We start from the raw sequence: 20,554 nt of genomic DNA, 5'->3' as shown, positions 1-20,554 counted from the left end.
ACGGCGTACACCACCCGGGAGGCCTCGGACTCGAGACCTCCCGGCGCGGGTTCGTCAGTCACCACGGTCATCGTGCAGGCGCACGGGTGACCGGGTCGGTTCCTTACCGTCCCAGCAGTTTTTCGACGTCGGCGAGCTCGGCCGCGTCCAACGGGCCGTGGGCGAGCGCGCCGGCGTTCTCCTCGACCTGCGCGACGGTGCGGCAGCCGGGGATCGGCACGGTCCGGCCGCTGTACGCCCACAGCCAGGCGAGGGCGCCCTGGGCGAGGGTGCGCCCGCCGGAGGTCAGCACGTCCCGGATCGCGTCGATGCGGTTCAGGAACTCCGCCGTCGGCCGCCCGTCGGTGAAGTAGGTCATCCACTCGGGGCTGAGCCCGCGGATGTCGTCCTCCGGCAGCTTCGACTCGGCGGTGTACTTGCCGCTGAGCAGCCCCATGGCGAGGGGACCCCGGATGATGACGCCGAGGTCGTGCTCGTCGGCGACGGGGATGACCCCGAACGAGCCCCGCAGCACCGACAGGTCCGCCTGGATGGTGGCGCAGTGCACGCCGGCCTCGGCGAACGCGGCCGCCCGCTCCGGGAAGTCGGTGCTCCACCCGTACGCGCGGATCAGCCCCTGCGCGACGAGGTCCTCCAGCGCCGGGATCAGGTCGAGGGCCTGCGGGATCGGCAGCCCGTTGATGTGCAGCTGATACAGGTCGATGTAGTCCGTGCCGAGCCGCCGCAGCGACGCCCGGACGGCCCGCCCGACCTCTTCGGGCGAGCCGTCCTCGGGCCCGGTGTACCGGGTCTGCTCGTCGAACGTGTTGCCGAACTTGGTCGCGATGACCACCTCGCCCCGCCGCCCCTCCAGGGCCCGGGCGAGGACCTTCTCGCTGTGCCCGGCCCCGTAGACGTTCGCGGTGTCGAAGAACGTGACACCGAGGTCGAGCGCGCGGCGCAGTGCCCGGATGGACTCGTCGTCGTCGACCTCACCCCAGCCGAACGGCTGCGGCGGCCCGTTGGGCGTGCTGCCCCAGAACGGCCCGCCGATCGCCCAGCAGCCGATCCCCAGTGCGCTGACCTCGATGCCGCTACGGCCCAGCTTTCTTGTTTCCGTCATGCGTCCCAGGCTGTCAGCTGGAGCGCGCTCCAGGTCAACTCCCGCATTTCCACACGACCGAGATCGGCTGCTCGTCCAGCGACCCGTCGCGGGTGTTGAGGTACCCGGCGATGATCGACCCGTCGTCGCTGATCGTCCCCGTGTTCACCATCGCGGTCTTCGCCTCGAGCCCCCCGGGCAGCGGCAGCGTCACCTTCGTGCCGTCCGGCGCCACGACGTCGAGCTGCCCGACGATGCGACCCTGGGCGTTGATGGCGGTGAAGACCCCGTCGGTCGTGTCAAGGGCGCCGGTGCGCAGGTTCCATCGCGGCGCACCAAGCCACCTGGGGCCACGGTTGGGCTCGTCGTACGCGGCCCAGCCGACCACCCAGCCGTCCCGGATCTCACCCGCGTTGTACGTGCTGGCGGGCTTGCCCTTCACCGTCGGCTGCGCCAGTTTCCGCACGGTCCCGTCCGGCCCCCACACGTACGCCTGGCCCTCACCGCCCGGACCGCCCTGCAGGGTGCCGACGATCGTGCCGTCCTCGTCGATGCCGGTCGCGGCCCCGGTCCACCCCTTCCCTGGAGGTGTGGCCAGCATCGTCGGCTGCGCGGTCGGCGACGCCCACATCGCGGGCTTCCCCTGCACGATCCCGACGATCACCTCCCGCTCGTTGATCGCCCGCGCGGCGGCGTTGGCACCGGCCAGCTTGGCGAACTTCCCGCCCTTGTACACCCACGCCGACGTCGTGTCGTAGCCGGTGAAACTGGATCCGACGAACACGCCGCCCGACGTGGCGTCGCTGAGCGTCGGGTCGTCGCCCTGCATCGGCACCTTGCGCGGCTGCAGGTTCTCCCACACCACGGTCGACGGATGCCCGTCCGGATACGTCCTGCCGACGAGGTACTTCCCGGTCGGGTCCGACCCGCTGACGATCGCCTTCGGCCCCTCCCCCGCCGGCGTGGCGAGCTGCTGCACCGTGCAGCCTCGCGCCGCGGTCGGGCTCGGGCCGGCACTGGGACTGCCACTGCTGGCTCTCGCGCTGGTAGCCGCCGGCGCCGGCTTCTGCGGCGCGTCCGTGACGACCGTCCAGCCGGCGACGGCCACGAGGACGACCGTGGCGCCGGCCCCCGCCGACCCCACCAGCCGCACCCTGCGGTGATGTCGGTCGCCGTCCGCGATCGCCTTCGCGATGTCCACGGTGGACGCCCCGCGGGGCTGCCCACCGGCGAGCGCCCGCAGCAGCGTCGCACCGTCCTGCTCGTCCAATTCCACCGTCATCTTCCTTTCCGCGTGTCGGCCAGATCGGTCTCCTCGACGTATCGGCGCAGGGTCGCCAGCCCGCGCGCGGTCTGGCTCTTCACCGTCCCGGGCGAGCAGTCGAGCATCGTGGCGACCTCATCCACCGGCAGGTCGCACAGGAACCGCAACACGAGCACCGCCTGCTGCCGCCGCGGCACCTTCGCCAGGGCGGCCCGCAACACGATGGCCTCCTCGACCCCGGCGGTGGGCTCCCCCCGCACCGGCGTGTCCGGCGGCGCCGCCATGAGCTTCGTCTGGAACCACGACCGCCGCCGCTCGTCGATGAACCCGCGGACCACCATCGTGCGCACGTACTGATCCAGGTGCTCGACGTCACGGATCCGCTGCCAGCTCACGTACAACTTGGTGATCGCCTGCTGCACCAGATCGTCGGCGCGATGCTCGTCCCCGCACAGGACGTAGGCCAGCCTGCGCAACGACGGCATGGCGCCCGTCACGTACTCGACGTACTCACGCTGCGCCTCAGCCCGCATCCACGTGTCCTCCCTCGCCCCGCATGTCGCGACTTCAACGCATCCCACGGTCGCTCCGGTTGCACGCCCCGTCGAACCAGCCTGTACCAATCGCCCCGACCACGTTTCCCACAAGCCCGCCCGGGCCGGGCATCGAGCGCCGCAAGTTCGCGCGAAGCGTGAAGCGCACCTCCTGCGTGGCTCGGCGCCTGGAGTTGGAACCCCGCAGAGGTGTCGTTGTTGCCGGACCCGACGCTGCCGTTGTCGCCGGCGCCCGGCAACCGGTCGGCGCCATGCTGAAGGGAGTCGGGCCGCTGGAAGGCGCGACGGCCCGCCGTGGGCCGACGCCCGCCAGCTCCGGCGGTCAGACCAAGCGGGCCGAGCCGAGCGGGCGGGCCATCCGAGCCGAGCGGGTGGCCGGCCGAACGAGCCGACCGAGCCGGGCCGACCGAGCCGGGCCGACCGAGCCGGGCCAACCGAGCCGACCGAGCGGGTGGCCAGCCGACCGGGCCGACCGGGCCGACCGGGCCGACCGGGCCAGCCGAGCGAGCCAGCCGAGCCGACCGAGCGGGTGGGCCGAGCCGAGCGGGCCGACCGGGCCGACCGGGCCGACCGGGCCGACCGGGCCAGCCGAGCGAGCCAGCCGAGCCGACCGAGCGGGTGGGCCGAGCCGAGCGGGCCGAGCGGGCCGAGCCCCAAACGATCGCGCCCGAGCAGCCCACCCCGGGCAGGTCAGGACGGGCGAGCCCGATCCCGGCCGATCAGGCGGCGCGGACGTCGAGGCCCAGGGCGATCGCGATCGTCGTCGCCTGGTCGGCCGTGATGATTGCCTGGCGGAGCTCCGTGGTCAGCGGGTCGATGCCGGACAGGTCGCTGCCGCGCAGGTCGCACCGGGTGAGGTCAGCCTTCTGCAGCGACGCCCCCGACAGGTCCACGTCGCGGAAGGCGCCGCCCTCACAACGGGCACCCGTCAGGTCCGCCTCGCGCATCCGCACGCCGGTGAACTCGGCGCTGCCGAGCTTGGCGCCCGGCAGTCCGACGAAGGACCAGTCGCCCTCCTCGACCTTCAGCAGCTCGAACGTGCACCGGTCGAACGCGCTGCCGACGAGCTTGCAGCGGGTGAAGGTGGCGTCGAAGAAGTTGCAGCCGACGAACGTGCAGTTGAGGAACGCGACGTCGGTCTGCGTGGAGCAGTTGAACCGCACGTTGGTGAACGTGCAGTCGGTGAAGACGGAGCGCTCGTTGGTGGCCTCGCACATGTCGACGTCGACGAACGCCACCCCGGCGTGCTCCAGCCCGACCGCGTGATGGTCGGTCCAGTCGTCGTCGTAGATCGTCGTGTGCGTCACGGGCACCCGCTCGGCCAATGCTCCGCCCTCCTCGGTTCGTCCCGCACAGCCTCTCACCCGGGTACGACAAAAAATCAGCGTCAGAAGATCGCTGCGCCGAGCAGGAGGGCCAGGCCGGCGCCCGCCGTGGCGATCCGCACGAGGTGGAACGCGGACCAGCGGTCGCGCAGCCGCTGCCAGTCGGGCGGCAGGGTGGCGACGGTCCACGTCTCGATCCGCCGCACGATCGGCACCTCGATCCGCATGGTGACGAGCAGAGCGACGCCGAACAGCGCGAGGGCGGACAGGGCGGCGAGGAAGACGGCGGGGCGTTCGCCGTACGCCAGGAGCAGCACCGGGCCGATCGCCAGCAGCGCGGCCGGCATGAGGGCTGTCATGACGGGCGCCATGTTGCGGTTGAGGCGGCGCACGAGCGCGATGAACATCTCGGGCTCGAACGTGGCGATGGACCTGTGCAGCGCCAGCCAGGGGCCGAAGAACATGCCCGCGACCAGCGTGGCCAGCACGATGCTGACGAACTGTGCGACCTGCAGCGCCATGCGCCCACCCCTTTTTCCAGTAACTGTAAATTTACAGTAGCAGTAAAATGCTAGGGTGAGTCCATGGAGGCGCGGACGGTCGAGTGGACGGCGCCGCCCGAGGGCCTGCGGGAGCGCAAGAAGCGCCTGACGCGGCAGCGGCTGACCGACACGGCGACGGCGATGTTCCTGGAGCGGGGCTTCGACGTGGTCCGTGTGGCGGAGATCGCCGCGGCGTGCGGCGTGTCCGAGAAGACCGTCTTCAACTACTTCCCCACCAAGGAGTCGCTGCTGCTCGACCGGTGGGACACGACGGCGGCCTCGCTGCGCACCGGGCTGGCCGACCCGGACGTGTCGCCGGTCGAGGCCGCCCTGCGGATCCTCGACGCGGAGCTCGGCGCGATGACGGCCTGGATCGCGGCGCAGGACGATCCGGTCGCCGCCGGGGCCGCGGTGCAGCGCTTCGGCGACCTGATCCGGGACACCCCGTCGCTGCGCGCGCACCACCGCGACACCCTCGACCGCCTCGTCGCGATCGCCGCGGAGATCATCGCCGGGCGGGCCGGACTCCACGCGGACGATCCGGAGCCACAGATCGCGGCGACCGCGTTGCTCGGGCTGTGGCAGATCCAGTTCGGCGGGCTCAGGGGGTACCTCGACGGCAGCCGGACCCCGGACCAGGTGCGCGAGGCGGTGCGGGTAGACGTCCGCCGCGCCGCCCAGGTCATCGATGCCGGACTCCGCGCATTTCTGGCAGATCGCTAAGGGCAGAGGCGATAGTGAGTCGTGAGGCGGCCGTCCTCGTACAGGTGGAAGGCCAGCGCGGGCGGCGCGTCCCGGTCGAGGCCGCCGTCGCCCTCCCACGGCAGCATCGGCGTCGAGGCGACACCCGGCGCGGCCAGCACCAGCACCCCGGCGAACGTGCTGACGGTCGCGCTGTGGATGTGCCCGCACAGCAGCGCGACGACGTTCGGGTGACGGCCCAGCACCGCGGCGAGCCGCTCCTCGCCGAACTGGCGCACCCGGTCCGCGTACGGATGCCCGATCGTCACCGGCGGATGGTGGAAGCACACGAACGACGGGGCACCCTCGGCCAGGACCGTGTCGAGCCAGGCAAGGGTCTCCTCCGCGAGCCAGCCGTCGTCCCGCCCGGGGATCGACGAGTCGCACAGCGCGAAGACCAGGTCGCCGACGCGTCCGACCTGGTCCACCGGCCCGGAATCCGGGGCGGCGCCGAGGAGGGCCTGCCGGAACGCCGACCGCTCGTCGTGGTTCCCCGGCAACTGCAGCAGCGGTACACCCAGCCGCCCCAACACCCGCGCGGCCGCGTACTCGGCCGGCAGCCCATGATCGGCGATGTCTCCGGTGACGAGCACCGCGTCGACCGGACGGCGCAGGCCCTGCAGGTATCGCACGACCCGCTCCACCCGCTCGGCGCTGCGCCCGCCGTCGTCGGCCAGATGCGTGTCGCTGACGTGCGCGATGAGGGTCACGATCCGACGGTACGACCATGCCCCCACCGCTTCGAGATCCAATCCCGGCACCGCGGCCCGGCGGTGTCCAGGCCGACGCCCGCCTGCTCTGGACCCCGTCGGCCGCTCACCGCCCCCGCTCAGGGGATGTTGACCGCGGTGTCGCACCCGCCCCAGAGCTCGTCGCTCTCCGGCTGCCCGGCCGGCATGCCCGTGCCACCGTCGGCGAAGTCACCGACGTCCCAGGGGATGTCCGACGCTCCGGTGCCCGAGCCGCAGACCAGCCGGTCAGGACCGCCCTCGCCGAAGAGCTCGTCGACCCCGTCGCCGCCGATGAGGAGATCCGGCAGGACGCTCGCGGCGTTGGCGCCGCCGTACAGGTGATCGTTGCCTTCGTCGCCGTTGACGTAGTCGCCGCCGGCTTCGCCGTCGATGTGGTCGTTGCCCTCTTCACCCCAGATGATGTCGTCGCCGCCACCACCGCAGATGACGTCGCGACCCTCCATTCCGTGGATGATGTCCGGGCCGTCCGTCCCCATGATCACGTCATCGCCGGGCGTGCCGTAGAAGCTGCCGGCGCCCGCCGGCACGGACAGCACCGACCACATCTGGATCGGATTGCCGAAGCAGTCCGCCAGGACAACGAAGTCGGCGGCGGCCGGCCTGGCCCCGACGACCGCGGACAACATCAGCGCGGCGGCAACCGCCGAAAAACGAACTGCGCATCTGGTACTGGCCATCTCGGGCTGCTCCCTCGGCCGAAGTGGTACCTGTCCCCCCGCCGCACGCCGCCGATCCCCGAACGGTTCAGCACAGTCCTCGATCCGACGATCCGGGCCGCGCGACGTCCGATCTTGGCCAAGGGGAGGCGCGGCTACGCTGTGCCCGGTTGCGGGCTGAGGAACGGGGGCAAGGTGCGAGACGCGGTGGTCGGTCCCGATGGTGCGCGGATGCGTTGGGTGGAGATCGCCGGCGCCGAACCGGCACGGATCTGCGTCCACGGAGCCGGTGCGCAGGCAGCGGCGTACTTCACCCACGCGATGACCCTGCCGCCGCTGGCGGGCCGGCGCACGCTGATGATGGACCTGCTGGGCTTCGGCCTCAGCGACCGCCCGGCGGGTTTCGGCTACCGGCTCGAGGATCACGCCGACGCGCTCGCCCGGGCGCTGGACGCCGCCGGCATCACCGGCGCCGAGGTCATCGGCCACAGCATGGGCGGTGCCGTGACCGTCGTCCTGGCCGGCCGCCGACCGGATCTGGTGTCCCGGCTGGTGCTGGCCGAGGCCCCGCTCGACCCCGTGCCGCCACCGGCGGCCGGCAGCGTCGGCATCACCACGTTCACCGAGGCTGAGTTCGCCGCCGGCGGGATGGCCCAGATCCTGGACCAGGTCGGGCCGCAGTGGGCCGCGACGATGCGTCTCGCCGACCCCGTGGCATTGCACCGCAGCGCATTCGGGCTCCGCGCCGGGACCAGCCCCACGGTCCGGGCGCAACTGATGACGCTGCCGGTACCGCGAACCTTCCTGGTCGGAGCCCTGTCCCAGCCGCTGTCCGGGCGATCGGAGCTGGAGGCCGCCGGCGTGCGGGTGGTCACCGTCCCGCACGCCGGGCACAACATCATGCTCGACAACCCGGCGGCCTTCGCCGAACAGGTCGCCCGCTCCTGAGCCGCCCCGCCGCGGTCTAGGCGAGGGTCTTGCAGAGGTTCTCCATGGTGCCGAGCTGGACCGGTACTTCCCGGTTGCCGTCGGGATGCCTGATCACGACGAAGTCGCCGTGGGTGATGTAGTCCCCGCCGGGGAAGCCCACGTTGGCCGCCTTGATCGGCAGGGCGTTGTGGCCGTGCAGCTGCAGGACCCTGGTGCCGTCCGGCAGGTAGTAGACGCGGATGGTGCCGGTGGCGTCACGGACGACCGTCTTGTGGTTGCTCGTGTTGGTGTAGCGGATCACCAGGACGCCTTCGAAGTCCTGTACCTTCGGCGACCCGTCGGGGTAGGTGGCAGGTGTCCGCATCCGCTCGCGGTCCCGGACGATGTCGCCCTTGACCTCGAAGGGGCACACGTCCCCCGCCGGGATGACGAACGGCGGCGTGCTCGTCGGCTCCCATCCCCCGCCGCCGCCCGGCCCTGACGCCGCCGCCGGCACCGCCGTCACCGCCACGATCGCCGCCGCCAGGGCAAGTGCCTTCACCACGCGCATGTGGCCTCCTCAAGTCCGTTCCACGTGTCCCGGACATGGTGGGCTCAGCCGGTACGGCGGCTCCACGATTCGGTGCTCACCGAATGGTCGTCCGCGACGCCGCGCCCAGCAGGTCGGTGCCGAGTGCTGTGCGCTGGTAGAGCACCTGCCGCCCCGATCGGCGGGACGTGACCAGCCCCGAGCGGCGAAGCACCGACAGGTGCTCGCTGACCGACGCCGCGCTCAGGCCGAGGTCCCGGGCGACCTGGGTCGTGGACAGCGGCAGGTCGAGCGTCGCCAGCAGCGCCGCGCGGCTGCGTCCGAGCAGATCGGCGACCGGCGGGGCGGACGACCGCGCCGAGCCGTCCCAGACCTGGCCGACACCACGCGGGCTGTAGATGAGCGTCGGGCCCTGCGGATTGATGTCGACCAGCATCGAAGGCCACGCGAACACGCACGGCACCAGCAGCACCCCGGCGCCGTCGAGCCGGCTCCGCGACTGCCAGGTGGGCCAGAGAATCCGCAATGCGTCTTCGGCGTACTCCAGCTCCGGATGCAGGTTTCCCAGCAGCCGCACGATCCCGCCGGAGGTCAGCTGATCCGCCCGGTAACCGACCTCGGCGTCGAGCAGTCCGGCCAGCCGCGGCCAGACCGGCTCGATCGCGGCCCGCCAATACGCCTCCACCTCGGCGGCCAGCCGGCCAAGATGGCGCTCCGGGTGCTCGTACAGGGGACGCAGCGTCTCCGGCAGCGGCGCGTCGCCACCGAGCAGATCCAGCTGCCCGCGCACGGCAACCTCCGAGGTGGCGCGCACCCGGCCCAGTTCGTCGGCGAACCTGGTGTCCATCCGCTCCGGCGACGGCATCAGGAACTCCGGCACGTACCGCGGGTCGGCGAGCAGCAGTCGCAGCAGGTCGAGCCGCAGCCCGGCGACAGCACCGCGCACCGATCGGACCCACGGCTGGTGCATCCGGGCCCGATCGGCGTGATCAGCGATCCGCATGCTGCTCACCAGTTCATGCATGGGCGAGCGCGCGAAGCGGATCCGAGCCAGGTCCCCCGGCTCGACCAACAGCTCGATCACCCACATCACGATACCGATGAATCCCCCGGCAGTGGGCCACCGCGACTGGCGGGAACCCGTCCCTCGGGCTCACGCGGGGGCGCCGCAACGGCTGGTCGCGCCCATGATGTTTGCGCGGCCACGCAACGGACAGGATCGCGTCGAGCGGCGCGGGTGGCGCATGCGCTCATCCAGACGCGAAAGAGACATCCCATGAGCACACAGAAGGTCGCGGTCATCACCGGCGCGTCCAAGGGCATCGGCGCGGCGCTCGTGATCGCGTACCGCAAGCTCGGCTACGCGGTCGTCGCGACCTCCCGCTCCATCACGCCCTCCGACGACTCCATGATCCTGACCGTCGCCGGCGACATCGCCGACCCGACCGTCGGCGCCGACGTCATCGAGCAGGGCCTGGCCGCGTTCGGCCGCGTCGACACCCTGGTCAACAACGCCGGCGTCTTCGTGGCCAAGCCGTTCACCGACTACACCGCCGAGGACTACGACCTGTTGACCGGCGTGAACCTCCGCGGCTTCTTCGAGATCTCGAAGCGGGCCGTCGGTGCGATGCTCACCGGAGGCGGCGGGCACATCGTCAACATCTCGACCAGCCTGGTCGACCAGGCCGACACGAGGGTGCCGTCGGCGCTGGCATCCCTGACCAAGGGCGGCCTCAACGCCGTCACCAGGTCGCTGGCGATCGAGTACGCCGCCCGAGGCATCCGGGTCAACGCCATCTCCCCAGGCGTCATCGCCACCCCGATGCACCAGTCCGAACCCCGCGAACTCCTCGCCGGCATGCACCCGATCGGCCGCGTCGGCGAGATCAGCGACATCGTCGACGCGATCATCTACCTGGAGACCGCCACGTTCGTCACCGGCGAGATCCTGCACGTCGACGGCGGCCAGAGCGCAGGGCACTGAACATCCCTCCAGCAGCAAGGGGCACCGCCATGACCAGCACCGAGGCCGCGATCCTTCGACCCGTCCTCGACCAGTGGAAGTCCGCCGTCAACGCCCACGACCCGAAGCACGTGGCCTCGCTCTTCACCGGCGAAGCGATCTTCCAGGGCCTGCACCCGTACAGCATCGGCCCACAGGGCGTAGCCGCTTACTACGACGCGCAGCCGATCGGCTTGACAGCCGCGTACGACATCCAGGAGACCCGCCGCCTCGCCGACGACCTGGTCCTCGGCTACCTCAGCGTCACGTTCACCTTCACCGACCGCCCAGCGGTGCAGGCGTACCTCAGCGTGATCGTGCGCCAGCTCAACAACGACTGGCTCATCGACCACTACCAGGTCTCACGACTCAATTGACCTTTGCGCGGGCGGGGCTAACTGGCCAGGCGTCGGGAACGTTGCACCTCGGGCTTCGATGAGGTAGCGGCGGCGGTGTACGGTGTGCGCGCTGTTGCACGAGTCGCATCCGCGAGGAGGCCGGGCCCGCTGTGGACCACCAGATCTGGTTCGTCCTCGGAGTGTTGCTCGGCAATGGTGTCGGGTGTCTGCTGGCCGTGTTCTGCCTGGCTCAGATGACCGACCAGGAGCGGTCGGCGCGCAACCGTTTCTTCCTGGTGTTCGTGGCGTCATGGGCGCTGGTCGAGACCGCGCGCGACGACATGCTCTTCGTCGCCGCCACCGCCGTCCACATGAGTGACTACCAGGTCCATTTCTTCCTGGCCCCGAGCATGATCCTGACCGCGTTCGCCGTGCTGTTCACGGCGGGCGTCCTGTGGTTGGTCGCCAAGCACCCCCACCCAGTGTGGACGGCCGGGGCAGGCACGGCGGTTGGTCTGCTGCTGGGCGTGATGAGCCTGCAGGCAGCACTCGCCGGTCGCACCGGATCGGGCATGTCGATCGACATGGCCGACGCTCTGGTGATCGCCGCCGGGCTCGGCGTCGCGACCGGCATCTCGGTGTGGCTGGGAACCGGCGCCACCCGCCGGTCCGCCATGGCGACCGCCGTCACGCTGCTGGCAATCTGCTTGACGGTCGCGCAGTACCGGATCGCCAGCATCGTGGCAACCGATCCGTCCATCGTGGTCGACAGCGACGCCGGGATCGATCCGATCCAGCTGGGCGTGTTCACCGCGGTGGCATTCGGAATCCGAGCCATCGCGCTCACCGTCATCAGCATCATCAACGAGGGCCGCCCGGAGCCCTCACCACAGCACGAGCAGATCGTCAGCCAAGACCGGAACTGACACAACCATGACCCGCGCCGCCGATCACGAACGCGCCGACGGCACCGAGGCGGAGAAGACGCCCGCCGCGGCGTTGCCCCAGTCGCTACCCAAGGTGCGGCTCCCCATTGCCCGAACGCGAAACGGTGCGGGACGGCGTCGCCGCACAATCCGGCAATGGCTTCGCGGCCGCGAGGTCTCTAGAGCGGAGTCTCCTGATAGGTCGCCTCACGCCAGTTCCCGTCCTGGCGCAGCCAGACCTCGCCGACGAGCACATCGCGGGGCACGGGCTTGTCTGCGTAGGTGCCTTCGAGCGTGCTGCGGAAGCTGACGAGCGCCGCGTCGGAGCCGAATGGCGTCGTGGTCAGGTCCTCCGTCGGGAGGCTCCGGAAGGCGAAGTCGTTCAAGTGGTCGAGCAGCTGTGTGCGCCCGTCGAAGCGGGCGTAGGACATGATCGAGACATGGTTGTCGGTGACGAGCGTTGCGACCTTGTCCCGGTTGTGCTCGATGAAGGCGGTCCGCAGCTCGGCCACGGCAGCGGCCAACTCGCGATGCAAACGGTCCTCCTGCACGTTCGTACCTCCTTCACTGCGATCGCAGTCCTATGTCTCCTGACGTCAGACACGGCCGTCGGGACATAACGGGTGCACTCCTACCCACCAGGGGTGCCGAGTAACCGGTCAAACCACAAGGACGGACCGGTGCATCTGAAGCCCTTCGACGTCAGCCGGCGCGACCCAGTGGCAGCGCATCCACAACGCCCCAACGGCCCCGAAACTGTCAGACCCCATCGATAGGCTGACCCCCGCAGCACCGTCCACCGCGCCGGGTAGACGTTGATGATCTCGCTCTCGGAAGCGTTCGCGACCTGGTCCCGCGTCAACGCATCCGGCCACAGATACGCCTCGTCAACACCCAGGTGCGCGGCCACGGCATACCGGTGACGGCGGTACGGCAACCGGCCACTGACCCAACGCTCAACGCTCTTCGGATCGACCTCAAGCACCTCGGCGACGAGCCGGCGTAAGGCCGCGTTCCAGCAGCGCAGCGCGCAGGCGTTCGTTCGGCATGGCTCCCCATCCGGCACGTCCCGGCAGACGCCCACCCTAGGCGAGACGTCTCCAACACGTCCAGCCACGACCCGACCACATTTCGTCACCAGCTCAACGGCTCAACGGCTCAACGCATCGAGCCCGACGCCCCCTCGCCACTCCAGGACTCTCGCCAACCAGAGTGCGCCACTACGGGTTTGAGGGGGTGTGGGTGGAGCGAAGCTCCCCCACTGGGGAGCGCGGCGAAGCCGTGCGCGGGGAATACGGAACCGCCAACGGCGAACGCCCCCTGCGTGAGCAGGGGGCGTTCGGCGGTGGAGGTGCCGGGAATCGAACCCGGGTCCTTCGTTGCTCTGCTAGGGCTTCTCCGAGCGCAGCTCGCTGTGTCTCTACTCGGCCCTACCGATCACGCGAGCAAGTCGGTATGACAGGTCCAGTCGCGATTGATCTCGCCGCACGAGCCCCGCGACAGGGCTCGGTTGGCCAGCCTTCTAGCTGATGCCGGTGATCGGGTCGAAGGCGAACCCGGACCGACAGATCTCTACTCTTGCTTAGGCAGCGAGAGCGAGATCGGAGCGCTTGTAAGTGGCGCTTATAACTTTCCGACGAATGATTCACGAGACAACGTCGGCTTCCTCGACTCGCTTCCCCTAGCGCGGCGCACAAAGTCGAAACCAGTCACCCCCGCGCGGGGTGTTGGCTTGTCGCTCCGTAGCGACTGATCTAGCGTAGCGCGTCCCCACCAGCTTTTCATCCCGATACCTGGGCGCAGGGGCGGTCGTCGATGGTGCAGTCGAGCGGGGCGTTGCGGACGCCGAGGCCTTCGACCTCGAAGCGGATGGTCACGGAGCCGCCGTTGCGGATGGTGCGGGTGCTGTCCACGGGGGTGAAGATCGCCTTGAGGCCGGTGCGGGACATGACGGCGCCGTCGACCTCGCGGACGGTGAGGTCGAGCAGGGGCAGGACGACGACCACGGTCCAGTCGGTGCTCGGGGCGGTGCTCGGGTTCACGATGGTGACCGTCACCCGGTAGGACGTCAGGCTGAGGTCCTCGGTGCGGGTGTGGGCGGTGAGTTGCGGGCCGGTCGCGGCGACGGCGGGCGTGGACACGGACGGTGCGGGGGTCGCGCCGGCGGGTGCCGAGCTGGCCGGGACCACGGCGGCGCGCTGCGAGCGCTCCGCGGGTGCGGCCGGGACGGTGGCCTGGGCGGGCCCTTCGACGCCGCCGCCGGTGCGTGGTGGCTTGGCCGGGTGCGGCGCGGTGGCCTTGCCGACCAGCAGCGCGATCATGGCCAGCAGCAGCAGGATGGCGGCCGCGGCTGCGACGGCCTGGCTGCGGCGGTCCGCTGACCAGTCACGCGCGGTGACAATGCGGCGCCAGCTTCGGCGTACCGACGCGGACAATGCGACGGCAGCGGCCCGCGCGGCGGCACCCAGCCGGCGCAGGGTGGCTCCGAGGCCGCGGCGGTGCGTGGGCCGGTGGGCGGGGGCTTCGGCGGTCACTGCGTCGCCGGTGCGGGCGGCGGGCACGGCGGCGATCCCGGTCGCTCTGGCGCCGAGGACGGCGGCGGCGAAGCCCGGCATGGTGGTCGTCGGGCGCGGTCCGGCGGTGGAGCGCACCTGGGAACTGAGGCCCGGCGCGGACCGGCTCGGCGAGTTGAGCTGGCGCGGCAGCCGGTTGAACGGGCCGCCGTCGTTGCGTCGCACGGCCGCCGGCGGGTCCGTGACCGTCGGCGCGGCGGGCGGGTCGGCGGCCGCCTGGCGGGTGAGCGTCGCGGCCAGTGGGCCCTCGAACAGCTGTTGGTACGTCCGGCGCAGCACCCTGCGCCGCATCGTCCCCTGCGGGCCGAGGAAGCCGCTCTGGGTGAGGGTGAGCCGGGTGCCGTCGCCGGGGCGCTCGTCGAGGGTGAGGGCGACGACGGTGTGCAGGTTCTCCCCGGACCAGCGCATCACCAGGCGGTGCGGCGCCTCGGTGGTGACGGTCTCGCCCTCGATCGGGTCCTCGAGCCCCGCCAGGGTGCCCGCCTGGAACGTGAACGTGCCGTCGTCGCGGACCATGAACCGGGTGGTGGGCAGCCAGTCGGTGACGAGGTGCGCCTCGGTGAGCGCACGCCACACCGCGGGGGGTGGGTGCTCGAGGTCGACATCGACCCGAATCTCGGTCACGCACGGACTATAGGGCTTATACGCATTGCTCGCCTACCGGTCGAGCACTACTCAGCCACCCGAGACGATTTACTCGGATCTGCCCTTGTTCCTGCTGCCCATGACGCGAGAGATCTCCCGCTCGGCGTCACGTTTTGCCAGTGATTGGCGCTTGTCGTAGGACTTCTTGCCGCGGGCGAGGCCGATCTCCACCTTGGCCCAACCGTCGGAGAAGTAGACCGAAAGCGGCACCAGGGTGAGGCCGCTCTCGCGGACCTTGGTGCCGATGCGGTCGATCTCCTGGCGCTTCAGCAGCAACTTCCGGACGCGACGCGGAGGGTGGTTGGTCCAGGTGCCCATCGTGTACTCAGGGATGTGCATCGCATGGAGATACACCTCCCGGTCCGAGATCTGGCCGAAGGCGTCGACGAGCGAGCAGCGGCCGGCCCGCAGCGACTTGACCTCGGTGCCGGTCAGCGCGATGCCGGCCTCGAGCGTCTCGAGGATCTCGTAGTCGTGACGCGCCTTCCGGTTGGACGCGACGAGCTTGCGTCCCTTTTCGCGCGGCATCGACCCCTCCAGAAATCTTGACAGGAGTATCAGCGTATCGCGTTGAGCAAGGAGGATTTCGTCAACAGAGGCAGCCGGGCAGCCATGTCAGGGGCTGGATGGGACTGCCGTTGAGCCTGACCTCGAAATGCAGGTGATTGCCGGTCGAGGCGCCGGTGGTGCCGACCCGGCCGATGAGCTCGCCGCGGTGGACGGTCTGGCCGACCTTGACCAGGATCTGGGACTGGTGCCCGTAGCAGGTGGCGAGGCCCTTGCCCTGGTAGATGCCGTGCGAGATGCAGGTGTAGTTGCCGTTGCCCCCGGCCCAGCCGGCCCGCACCACCTTGCCGTCGGCGGCGGCGACGATCGGCTGCCCGCCGCCCGCGGCGACGTCGATGCCGGCGTGCAGTTGGTACACCTTGTAGACCGGGTCGAAGCGCATGCCGTAGTTGCTGGACTTCCAGCCGTGCACCGGCATCAGGAAGAAGGCTCCGCTCGAAGGTGGGACCGCGGTGGTGAGCTGCGTGCCGCTGGCGGCGGGCCGGCCGGCTGCCTTGGCCGCCCTCGCCGCCGCCGCGGCCTCCGCCGCCGCCTCGGCCCGCAGCTCGCCGCCGAGCCGGTCGCTGTCGACCTTGAGCTGCCGGTAGCGGGCGAGGACGGCGGTACGTTCGGAGCTGGCGACCGCCTCGGCCTGGGCGCTCTTGTCGATCAGGGTCTTCACGTCGGCGGCGGCCTGTTCGGCACCGGCCTGCGCGGCCATGCTGTCCTGCAGCGCCTGGCGGGTCTGCTCGGCCGCCTGGCGGGCCTTGTCGCGGGCCACCTCGGCGACGTCGGAGCGCTGCTTGGCCGACATCCTGGCGACCGTCAGCTCGTCGAGGGCCCGCTGGCTCTCGGCGGCGACCCGGTCGAGGTACGAGATGCGCAGCGCAAGGTCGTTCGGCGAGCTCGACTCGAGGATCGAGTTGAACATCGCGAAGCCGCTGCCCTTGTACGCGGCGGCGACGAACGCGGACACGTCGTCGCGGCCCTGCTCGACCTGGGCCTTGGCGCCGTCGTACTCGGCGTCGGCGGCACCGACCACGGCGTCGGCGGCGTCACGGTCGCGCTGGGCCTGCCGGGCCGCCGCCTCCGCGGCGATGACCCGCCCCTTGGCGTCCTCGAGGGCGTTCTGCGCGTCGGGCAGCGCGGCGGTCGCCGCGGCGTGGTCGGCGGCCGCCTGCTGGGCCCGGTCGGTGGCGGCCTCCAGGGTCGCCTGGGTCTCCTGGAGCTGGCGGTCCACGCGTGCCTTGTCGTCGCGGGCGTCGGCGTGCCCTGCTGTGCCGCTGCCGAGCAGCACCACGACGGCGCCGATGGCGCAGACGATCCCGATCCGGTTCACATAACCCTCCAGTACCACTTGAGGGTTACCGTACGCAGCTAAAGACCCATAAGTCCGGAATTTTGGCGAAATGCACCTATCGTGGCGCACTTCGGATATACGGAAGGGGTGGACCGTAAACGGCCCACCCCTTCCGACGTCCGTCCGGGGTCAGACCCGCACGTAGAACCGCAGCGTGACCCAGGCGGTGATCGCGCTGACCAGGCCGCCGGCGCCGGCGAGGACCGGCAGCATCAGCCAGATGCTGCCCCAGTCGATCGGCAGCAGCACGTTGGCCAGGGCCTTGAGGGAGCCGTCGATGAAGAAGAACTTCGCCGCGACCAACCCGCCGAAGGCCAGCAGCGCGCCGAGCAGACCGGCGAAGACCGCCTCCAGGACGAAGGGCAACTGGATGAACCAGTTGGACGCGCCGACGAGCTTCATGACCGCGACCTCACGGCGCTTGCTGTAGGCGGCCACCTGAATGGTGTTCGCCACCAGGAGCAAAGCAGCGGCGCCCTGGATGATGGCGACGGTGAGCGCGAGCGTTTGCAGCGCGCCGAGCAGTTCGAAGACCTTCTTCAACAACTCTTGCTGGTCGACGATGTCGCTGACGCCCGGCTGGGTGCCGAACTCCGCGGTGAGATCCTTGACCTTCGTCGGGTCCTTCAGCTTCACCCGGTACGACTCCGGCAGCGACTCCCTCTTCGTCGCCTTCACCAGGTCGGGCGCGTCGCGGAACTGCGTCTGGAACCGTTCCCAGGCCTGGTCGCGGCTCTCGTACGTCACCTCCTTGACCAGTGCGCTGCCATCCAGGGCGCTCTTGATGGCAGTGCGCTGTTCTTCGGTGACGTCGGCTTTCAGGAAGATGGAGACCTCTACGCGCTGGTAGAAGAAATCCTCCATCTTGTTGACCTGGAAGAACAGCAGCAGGCTCGCGCCCAGCATGGTCAGCGACACGGTCATCGTGATGATCATCGCGATGGTCATGGTGACGTTTCGCCACAGCCCGGTCAGGACTTCGGACAGGACATACTTCAAGCGCATCGGGTGGGGTTCCTTCCCAGCGGACCCGGCAAAGTCAGGTGTGGACTACGACTGCGACCCTCGTGGGATCGTCAGCCGTAGACACCACGCGGCTGGTCCCGCACGATCCGGCCGCTCTCGATCTCGACGACCCGACGGCGCATCTGGTTCACGATGTTGGAGTCGTGAGTGACCATGACGACCGTGGTCCCGGTCCGGTTGATCCGGTCGAGCAGCCGCATGATCTCGATCGACGTGTCCGGGTCCAGGTTTCCGGTCGGCTCGTCGGCGAGGAGGATCAGCGGCCGGTTGACGAACGCGCGGGCCACGGCGACACGCTGCTGCTCACCACCGGACAGCTCATGCGGATAGCGGTGCTCCTTGCCGCCCAGGCCGACGAGCTCCAGCACCTCGGGGACGACGCGGCGGGCGACGCCCTTCGACTTGCCGATGACCTCGAGGGCGAAGGCGACGTTCTCATAGGCGGTGCGGTTGGGCAGGAGGCGGAAGTCCTGGAACACGCAGCCGATCTGCCGGCGGAACGCCGGGATGCGCCACGAGCGCATCGAGGTCACGTCGCGTTCGTTGACGACGACCTTGCCCTTGTTGGGCGTGACCTCATGCAGCAGCAGCTTGATGATCGTGGACTTGCCTGAGCCGGAAGGTCCGATGAAGAAGACGAACTCGCCCTTCTCGATGTTCACGGAAACATCGTCGAGTGAGGGGCGGGACGCCTTCGGATACGTCTTCGTCACGTGGTCAAGCCGAATCACGGGACGTGAGTCTACGCGGTGTGACATCCACGCCAAGTACACGAAGTGCGTCGCGTGCCGTTTGCCCTAAATGCGAACCCGAAGAGCTGACCCGAACCGCAGGGCAGCGCCTGATTCCAGCCGCGAGTGTGACGTACGCCTCACTTGCGGCATTGATCACCTCGTCACCCAAGGTGATCGCTGGATTCCAATGCGATGATCAAGCGCTGCCGGGCGGTCAGAGCGGCTATGCGGGGTTGAGTTCGCGCTGCTTCCGCCACCGGATTCCGGCGTCGATGAAGCCGTCGAGATCGCCGTCGAAGACCGCCGACGGGTTGCCCGTCTCGTGCTCCGTGCGGAGGTCCTTCACCATCTGATACGGATGCAGCACGTAGGAGCGCATCTGATCGCCCCAGGAGCCCTGCACGTCGCCGCGCAGCTCGTTCATGGTCGCCTTCTCCTCGGCCCGCTTCACGGCGAGGAGCTTGGCCTTCAGCACGCTCATGGCGGTCGCCTTGTTCTGGATCTGCGACCGCTCGTTCTGGCAGGAGACGACGATGCCGGTCGGCAGGTGGGTCAGGCGCACCGCCGAGTCGGTCGTGTTGACGCCCTGGCCGCCGGGGCCGCTGGAGCGGTAGACGTCCACGCGCAGCTCGTCGTCGGGGATCTCGACCTCGTCGGTCTGCTCGACCACCGGCACGACCTCGAGCGCGGCGAACGACGTCTGCCGGCGGCCCTGGTTGTCGAACGGGCTGATCCGCACGAGGCGGTGCGTGCCCGACTCGACCGAGAGCGTTCCATACGCATACGGGGCCTTCACCGCGAACGTGGCCGACTTGATCCCGGCCTCCTCCGCATATGAGGTGTCGTAGACGTCCGTGTCGTAGCCGTGGCGCTCCGCCCACCGCAGATACATCCGCAGGAGCATGTCGGCGAAGTCCGCGGCGTCGACGCCGCCGGCGCCCGCGCGGATCGTGACGAGCGCCTCCCGCGCGTCATACTCGCCCGAGAGCAGGGTGCGGACCTCGAGCTCCTCGATCGACTTGGTCAGCGCCGTGATCTCGTCGGTGACCTCGTTGAGCGAGCCGGCGTCGTCCTCGGCCTGGGAGAGCTCCAGCAGCACCACGGCGTCGTCGAGCTTCGCCCGCAGCCGCTCCAGCTTGCCGATCTCGCCCTGCACCCAGGACAGCCGCGAGGTCACCTTCTGCGCGGCTACCTGGTCGTCCCACAGGTTGGGCACGGCCGCCGCCTCCTCGAGCTCGGCCTTCTCCTTCCGGAGGCGACCGAGGTCGATGACGGCCTCGATGTTGCGCAGGGTGCCATCAAGGTGCTTGAGCAATTCGGCGTGGTCGAGAGCGGTCACCCTCAAAGACTACGCCGAGCCGGCTGGCGTATCCGGCGGTGGATGTACGCCAGGCCGCCCGGCGCCTATCACCGGTGCCGCGGGGTGTCCCGAGACACTGGCGGGGCCGTCGACGGTGCTATTTGGTGGGCGCGCCCTTGAGCCAGGCGAGCGCCGCCTTGTGATAGCCGACCGCGAACTCCAGCGACGCGGCAAAGAACTCGTCACCGGACTTCTTCGCCTCTTTGGCCATTTCCCGCGCCTCGGTCAGCGCCGCATTGTGATATTCGGACGCCTGCGCATAGACCTGCTGCAGTTGCGCACCGGACTGCTGCACCCCGAACGCAACCCGCAATGCGACGGGATTGCGCAGCGCCTCACGACCGGCGGGCTCTGACAGCCAGCGGGTGAATGCCCGCTTCCCGGCCGGCGTGATCGCATAGGGCTGGCTCGAACGCGCACCGGGCTTGCCGAGCTTGACGTAACCGGCGGCGGCGAGCGCGGGAAGCTCACGATAGACCTGGCTGCGTGTCATCGACCAATAGGCGCCGAGACGTCGCTGTGCGGCAGCCATGAGCTGTCCACCGGTCATCGGCCCCTCGTGCAGCAGACCGAGCAGGGCCGCCGCCGTCGCGTTGACTCCAGATTCCGCCATGAACCTACGCTGTCATCTTTCTCCGGCCCAGTCCAGGATTTCGACAAATCCACTGTC

At 69.9% G+C, this 20,554-nt stretch carries 22 protein-coding genes and 1 other RNA gene; 5 read left to right on the top strand and 18 right to left on the bottom strand.

Going from position 1 to position 20,554, the window contains the following annotated elements; translation table 11 throughout:
- Positions 1–103: 103 nt before the first annotated feature.
- From AB0K00_RS11450 to AB0K00_RS11430, 5 genes are all read right to left on the bottom strand, one after another.
- Positions 104–1,102, bottom strand: coding sequence for an aldo/keto reductase (locus tag AB0K00_RS11450; protein ID WP_363518752.1), 999 nt, complete (start codon positions 1,100–1,102; stop codon positions 104–106).
- Positions 1,103–1,136: 34 nt separating this feature from the next.
- Positions 1,137–2,363 (bottom strand): hypothetical protein, encoded by a 1,227-nt coding sequence (locus AB0K00_RS11445; protein ID WP_363518749.1) that lies wholly within the window; start codon positions 2,361–2,363, stop codon positions 1,137–1,139.
- Positions 2,360–2,878, bottom strand: a complete 519-nt coding sequence (locus AB0K00_RS11440; protein ID WP_363518747.1) for a SigE family RNA polymerase sigma factor — start codon at positions 2,876–2,878, stop codon at positions 2,360–2,362. Before AB0K00_RS11440 ends, AB0K00_RS11445 begins: the two co-directional genes overlap by 4 nt.
- Positions 2,879–3,618: 740 nt before the next feature.
- Positions 3,619–4,206: a pentapeptide repeat-containing protein gene (locus AB0K00_RS11435; protein ID WP_363518744.1), complete on the bottom strand. Its 588-nt coding sequence runs from the start codon at positions 4,204–4,206 to the stop codon at positions 3,619–3,621.
- An 80-nt stretch (positions 4,207–4,286) separates the two neighbouring features.
- Positions 4,287–4,745: an anthrone oxygenase family protein gene (locus AB0K00_RS11430; protein WP_363518742.1), complete on the bottom strand. Its 459-nt coding sequence runs from the start codon at positions 4,743–4,745 to the stop codon at positions 4,287–4,289.
- Between the two features lie 63 nt (positions 4,746–4,808).
- Here AB0K00_RS11430 and AB0K00_RS11425 point away from each other — a divergent pair, with 63 nt between their 5' ends.
- Complete coding sequence (locus tag AB0K00_RS11425) at positions 4,809–5,489, top strand: TetR family transcriptional regulator (RefSeq protein ID WP_363518739.1); 681 nt, start codon at positions 4,809–4,811, stop codon at positions 5,487–5,489.
- Here the strand turns inward: AB0K00_RS11425 and AB0K00_RS11420 are convergent.
- Positions 5,486–6,217: a phosphodiesterase gene (locus AB0K00_RS11420; protein ID WP_363518737.1), complete on the bottom strand. Its 732-nt coding sequence runs from the start codon at positions 6,215–6,217 to the stop codon at positions 5,486–5,488. The genes AB0K00_RS11425 and AB0K00_RS11420 overlap by 4 nt on opposite strands.
- Before the next feature lie 119 nt (positions 6,218–6,336).
- Positions 6,337–6,936: a calcium-binding protein gene (locus AB0K00_RS11415; RefSeq protein WP_363518734.1), complete on the bottom strand. Its 600-nt coding sequence runs from the start codon at positions 6,934–6,936 to the stop codon at positions 6,337–6,339.
- Positions 6,937–7,146: 210 nt separating this feature from the next.
- On the opposite strand from AB0K00_RS11415, the gene AB0K00_RS11410 reads away from it, so the two are divergent.
- Positions 7,147–7,863, top strand: coding sequence for an alpha/beta hydrolase (locus AB0K00_RS11410; RefSeq protein WP_363518731.1), 717 nt, complete (start codon positions 7,147–7,149; stop codon positions 7,861–7,863).
- Positions 7,864–7,879: 16 nt separating this feature from the next.
- Here AB0K00_RS11410 and AB0K00_RS11405 read toward each other — a convergent pair whose 3' ends face one another.
- Both AB0K00_RS11405 and AB0K00_RS11400 read right to left on the bottom strand, forming a co-directional pair.
- Positions 7,880–8,395 (bottom strand): hypothetical protein, encoded by a 516-nt coding sequence (locus AB0K00_RS11405; RefSeq protein WP_363518729.1) that lies wholly within the window; start codon positions 8,393–8,395, stop codon positions 7,880–7,882.
- A gap of 76 nt (positions 8,396–8,471) precedes the next feature.
- Entirely contained in the window at positions 8,472–9,458 is a 987-nt protein-coding gene (locus tag AB0K00_RS11400; RefSeq protein ID WP_363518726.1) for a helix-turn-helix domain-containing protein, read from the bottom strand.
- Between the two features lie 192 nt (positions 9,459–9,650).
- Between AB0K00_RS11400 and AB0K00_RS11395 the strand changes: the two genes are divergently transcribed.
- From AB0K00_RS11395 to AB0K00_RS11385, 3 genes are all read left to right on the top strand, one after another.
- Positions 9,651–10,358 carry an SDR family oxidoreductase gene (locus AB0K00_RS11395; protein ID WP_363518723.1) on the top strand — a complete coding sequence of 236 codons (708 nt, stop codon included), beginning with the start codon at positions 9,651–9,653 and terminating at the stop codon, positions 10,356–10,358.
- 29 nt (positions 10,359–10,387) lie between these two features.
- The gene (locus AB0K00_RS11390) at positions 10,388–10,753 is read left to right on the top strand and encodes an SgcJ/EcaC family oxidoreductase (protein ID WP_363518721.1); all 366 of its coding nucleotides are present in this window, start codon (positions 10,388–10,390) and stop codon (positions 10,751–10,753) included.
- Positions 10,754–10,884: 131 nt separating this feature from the next.
- Positions 10,885–11,640: a hypothetical protein gene (locus tag AB0K00_RS11385; protein ID WP_363518718.1), complete on the top strand. Its 756-nt coding sequence runs from the start codon at positions 10,885–10,887 to the stop codon at positions 11,638–11,640.
- 179 nt (positions 11,641–11,819) lie between these two features.
- Here the strand turns inward: AB0K00_RS11385 and AB0K00_RS11380 are convergent, their stop codons facing one another.
- The 9 genes from AB0K00_RS11380 to AB0K00_RS11340 all read right to left on the bottom strand — a co-directional run bounded on the left by AB0K00_RS11380 (position 11,820) and on the right by AB0K00_RS11340 (position 20,497).
- Positions 11,820–12,191: a nuclear transport factor 2 family protein gene (locus tag AB0K00_RS11380; RefSeq protein WP_363518716.1), complete on the bottom strand. Its 372-nt coding sequence runs from the start codon at positions 12,189–12,191 to the stop codon at positions 11,820–11,822.
- Between the two features lie 792 nt (positions 12,192–12,983).
- Positions 12,984–13,357, bottom strand: a transfer-messenger RNA (tmRNA) gene (ssrA, locus tag AB0K00_RS11375).
- Positions 13,358–13,421: 64 nt separating this feature from the next.
- Positions 13,422–14,837, bottom strand: a complete 1,416-nt coding sequence (locus tag AB0K00_RS11370) for an SRPBCC domain-containing protein (RefSeq protein ID WP_363518714.1) — start codon at positions 14,835–14,837, stop codon at positions 13,422–13,424.
- A 69-nt stretch (positions 14,838–14,906) separates the two neighbouring features.
- Positions 14,907–15,386, bottom strand: a complete 480-nt coding sequence (smpB, locus tag AB0K00_RS11365; protein WP_363518712.1) for an SsrA-binding protein SmpB — start codon at positions 15,384–15,386, stop codon at positions 14,907–14,909.
- Positions 15,387–15,447: 61 nt separating this feature from the next.
- The gene (locus tag AB0K00_RS11360; protein WP_363518709.1) at positions 15,448–16,743 is read right to left on the bottom strand and encodes a M23 family metallopeptidase; all 1,296 of its coding nucleotides are present in this window, start codon (positions 16,741–16,743) and stop codon (positions 15,448–15,450) included.
- Between the two features lie 150 nt (positions 16,744–16,893).
- A complete protein-coding gene (gene ftsX / locus AB0K00_RS11355; RefSeq protein ID WP_363518707.1) occupies positions 16,894–17,769 on the bottom strand; it encodes a permease-like cell division protein FtsX in 876 nt (291 codons plus the stop codon).
- Between the two features lie 71 nt (positions 17,770–17,840).
- A complete protein-coding gene (ftsE, locus tag AB0K00_RS11350; protein ID WP_033367409.1) occupies positions 17,841–18,521 on the bottom strand; it encodes a cell division ATP-binding protein FtsE in 681 nt (226 codons plus the stop codon).
- A gap of 226 nt (positions 18,522–18,747) precedes the next feature.
- Entirely contained in the window at positions 18,748–19,863 is a 1,116-nt protein-coding gene (gene prfB / locus AB0K00_RS11345; protein WP_363518704.1) for a peptide chain release factor 2, read from the bottom strand.
- A 118-nt stretch (positions 19,864–19,981) separates the two neighbouring features.
- On the bottom strand, positions 19,982–20,497 hold the full coding sequence (locus AB0K00_RS11340) for a PadR family transcriptional regulator (protein WP_363518702.1): 516 nt from the start codon (positions 20,495–20,497) through the stop codon (positions 19,982–19,984).
- Positions 20,498–20,554 lie beyond the last annotated feature (57 nt).

The sequence above is a fragment of the Dactylosporangium sp. NPDC049525 genome (assembly GCF_040676755.1).
GTDB lineage: Bacteria > Actinomycetota > Actinomycetes > Mycobacteriales > Micromonosporaceae > Dactylosporangium.
This window is presented reverse-complemented; position numbering and strand designations above follow the sequence as displayed.

Coding starts and splice junctions, on each gene's coding strand:
- AB0K00_RS11340 (WP_363518702.1), bottom strand. CDS start 20,497: ATGGCGGAATCTGGAGTCAACGCGACGGCGGCGGCCCTGCTCGGTCTG.
- AB0K00_RS11390 (WP_363518721.1), top strand. CDS start 10,388: ATGACCAGCACCGAGGCCGCGATCCTTCGACCCGTCCTCGACCAGTGG.
- AB0K00_RS11450 (WP_363518752.1), bottom strand. CDS start 1,102: ATGACGGAAACAAGAAAGCTGGGCCGTAGCGGCATCGAGGTCAGCGCA.
- AB0K00_RS11425 (WP_363518739.1), top strand. CDS start 4,809: ATGGAGGCGCGGACGGTCGAGTGGACGGCGCCGCCCGAGGGCCTGCGG.
- ftsX (WP_363518707.1), bottom strand. CDS start 17,769: ATGCGCTTGAAGTATGTCCTGTCCGAAGTCCTGACCGGGCTGTGGCGA.
- AB0K00_RS11430 (WP_363518742.1), bottom strand. CDS start 4,745: ATGGCGCTGCAGGTCGCACAGTTCGTCAGCATCGTGCTGGCCACGCTG.
- AB0K00_RS11405 (WP_363518729.1), bottom strand. CDS start 8,395: ATGCGCGTGGTGAAGGCACTTGCCCTGGCGGCGGCGATCGTGGCGGTG.
- AB0K00_RS11410 (WP_363518731.1), top strand. CDS start 7,147: ATGCGTTGGGTGGAGATCGCCGGCGCCGAACCGGCACGGATCTGCGTC.
- AB0K00_RS11415 (WP_363518734.1), bottom strand. CDS start 6,936: ATGGCCAGTACCAGATGCGCAGTTCGTTTTTCGGCGGTTGCCGCCGCG.
- AB0K00_RS11445 (WP_363518749.1), bottom strand. CDS start 2,363: ATGACGGTGGAATTGGACGAGCAGGACGGTGCGACGCTGCTGCGGGCG.
- AB0K00_RS11395 (WP_363518723.1), top strand. CDS start 9,651: ATGAGCACACAGAAGGTCGCGGTCATCACCGGCGCGTCCAAGGGCATC.
- smpB (WP_363518712.1), bottom strand. CDS start 15,386: ATGCCGCGCGAAAAGGGACGCAAGCTCGTCGCGTCCAACCGGAAGGCG.
- AB0K00_RS11440 (WP_363518747.1), bottom strand. CDS start 2,878: ATGCGGGCTGAGGCGCAGCGTGAGTACGTCGAGTACGTGACGGGCGCC.